2 protein-coding genes are annotated in these 2,694 nt (G+C 69.9%); both read right to left on the reverse strand.

What is annotated here, in order from left to right; all coding sequences use genetic code 11:
* Positions 1-951: 951 nt before the first annotated feature.
* Positions 952-1,503 (reverse strand): hypothetical protein, encoded by a 552-nt coding sequence (locus tag G6021_RS01980; RefSeq protein ID WP_182640561.1) that lies wholly within the window; start codon positions 1,501-1,503, stop codon positions 952-954.
* A gap of 138 nt (positions 1,504-1,641) precedes the next feature.
* Positions 1,642-2,694: TM0106 family RecB-like putative nuclease (locus G6021_RS01985; RefSeq protein WP_182640562.1), on the reverse strand; the 1,053-nt coding region annotated here is incomplete at its 5' end.

The following is a 2,694-nucleotide window of genomic DNA, read 5'->3' on the forward strand; positions in this document are numbered from 1 at the left end:
CCGGCACCGAGGGACCCGCCGGGGAGCGACCCGGCCGTGCTCCCGACGGAGCCCTCGACCGAACCCAGGACCGTGGTAATCCCCTGGTCAATTCCGAGCGAGCCCGCGACGGGGCATAGATCGGGGCCAGTGAGCCGGTGGTGGGCTCCCCGATGGACGCGGAACCCGTGGTGTCGACGGAGCCAGTGCCGGGAGCAGGGCTAAGGGAATTGACACCAGACGAGGCAATGGCCTCGGAAAGCGAACCCGCCAGCGAGCCAGTGGTCGGCTCGCCGATGAGGGACCCCTCGGTGTCGAGGGAGCCGTTACCGGTCGCGTCGACAGGCTGCAGCAGCGAACCCGCATCGGGGGAAAGGCCGTAGGCGGCTAGCGAACCCGTGCCACCCGAGCCCGTCGAATCCTCGCCTGAACCCAGTGACTGTGCGTTGGCGACACCAGTAGCGCCCGAGATGGCCAGAGCAGCGGCGGCGGCGACGGCAGCGGCCTTGCGGGGGGTGAACGTCATTGTGTCTCCTCGTGTGGAACGTGTTCCCAGGCGCGGAGGCTCGTGGCCGGACCACCCCGGGGGGTGCTTGACGGTGTCGGAACAGTGTTACGCGGACCGGTCCCGACCGCGCTCACCACACTCTAACCGCCTTTTCAGGCATTGAACGGCGTGAACTTAATTAAAAATTAGTTAGGGTGTGTTCTCATAACCGCTTGGGCGGCAGATGCATGACCTGAAGTGACCACCGTCTATGGCGCGAGGATTTGCAGCGCTTGAGTCGCCCTGACGGAACTGAGGGCTACTACTGAGCTCAGGGCTACTACCGGAGGAGCGGGGAAAACCCAAGCCTCGGACTCGCCCCACGAACTGTTGCGAGCGCCGAGCGGGTCCCCCATCAATCTGAGGAGCGAGCCCCGCTCGGCGCGCGGTGGTGCCTGACTGACTAGGTGCCGACGATCAGGCGATCAGGCCCGGGGCAAAGGCGGGAGCGCTATGCCCGCGCCCGCCAACGCCTGCTCGATCTGCGGCGCGAAGTAGATGCCCGCACCGATGACGGCGGCGGAACCGCCGACGAGCAGCACCGGCCCGAGCGAACCGGATCCTCCGAGTGAGTCGGTACCGTCATCGGAGCCGATGACGATCGCCGGGCCCTCATCGGAGCCCAGTGCGCCGCCCACCGACGCCACCGCCGGCGCCAGCGACCCCGAGGTGGGCTCACCGACGAGGGAGCCGGTGGTGTCCACCGACCCGGTACCCGGCGCGGGACTCACTGCGTCGGAACCCGTTGCCTCGTTGACCGAGCCCACGCCCTGCGACACGACCGGGGCGAGGCTGCCGAAAGTCGGCTCGCCGAGCAGCGCGGAGCCCGAGGTGTCGATCAGTCCGGGGTCGACGACCCCCGTTTCCTCCTCGGCCGAGCCGAGGGCGGAGGACTGAGCGTGCGCCAGCCCCACTCCACCGGACAGGGCGAGCGCGGAGACGCCAAGGGCCGCGGCGGCGCGGATGTGCCTCGTCATAAGTCAGTATTCCTTTCGGGAGAAACGCCGACACTTCGGCGATACTTAACAATTCTTATCATTCCGCCGTGAACACCCCGCGCGACCACCGGGAGAATGCCCGCGCATGAGGGGTCCAACGCCGAAGTAGACATACGTTCAGAGCTGGTGGCCGCCCCAGCTCGAGCGGGAGATCCACTCCCGCACAGCTCGAGTGGCCCGGACGTCGTCCTCGTTGTAGGCGAGGATGCGGTCGCGGCCGGCGTCCCGTTCGACGCCCCGCGCCGCCTGTGCGTCGCGGTACCAGCCGAGCGAGGCCTCGCCGCCCGCCTCGGGATCCCGCCACGTGAACCCGGCGGCCGGGGCGACCACCTTCAACCCGAGGCCCGAGGTGGAGACGAACTGGGTGGTGACCGCCTCGTGGACGTCGACCCAGAGAGAGGAGGAGATGAAGCGCCTGACCTCGGCGACCGAGGGGACCCCCTTGATGACGGCGACGGTGCCCGCCGGGCCGAACCTGCCGGCCGACGAGAGCAGCCACCCGTTCTCCGCGGACCGTGAATAGCAGTAGGCCCGGAACGACCGCCCCTGCCCGGCCGCCCGGTCGCGGATGCCGGTGAGCCAGCGCCAGAACTCCGCGAACGACCGCCCCTCGTCCGGATCCGGCAACCGCGCCCAGGTGGCGAACGGCCTGTAGCCCTCGGCCTCCAGGGGCCGCCCGTCCCTCAGCGTGAGCAGGGTCCCCCACAGATAGGCGCCGTCGTCGAGGTGACTCTCCAGGTCGACGTCCACCTCGATATCCGCACGCGGAATGCTCGGCCGCGCCACCTTGGGAACCACCACCTCACCGTCGCGGTGTGCCCTCGCCCGCAGGACCGCGTCCGAGAACGGCTCGCCGTTCCAGTCCGTGGGCCGGTCCGGTCCGGCCTCCGCCAACTCCGCGACCGTCCGGATCCCCCGGGCCCTCAGCGACCCGACCTGTCCGCCGCCGACGACGAGACTGACGTCATCGGCCACGACGAGCCGGTCACGGCAGCCCTCGACGGGCCCGTCCCGATCGTCCCAGCCCTCCCACCAGGGGCAGGTGCGGCATTCGCCGATCCGGCTGGGTTCGGTGTCGAGCTCACCGCGCACCACCGCCAGCCGCGTGGCGTGGGTGCGGTCTGCGGCGTCGAGCACCGGCCCCAGGTCGTGCACCACCGCGCGCGCCGA

Source organism: Dietzia sp. CW19, from assembly GCF_014145265.1.
Lineage (GTDB): Bacteria > Actinomycetota > Actinomycetes > Mycobacteriales > Mycobacteriaceae > Dietzia > Dietzia natronolimnaea.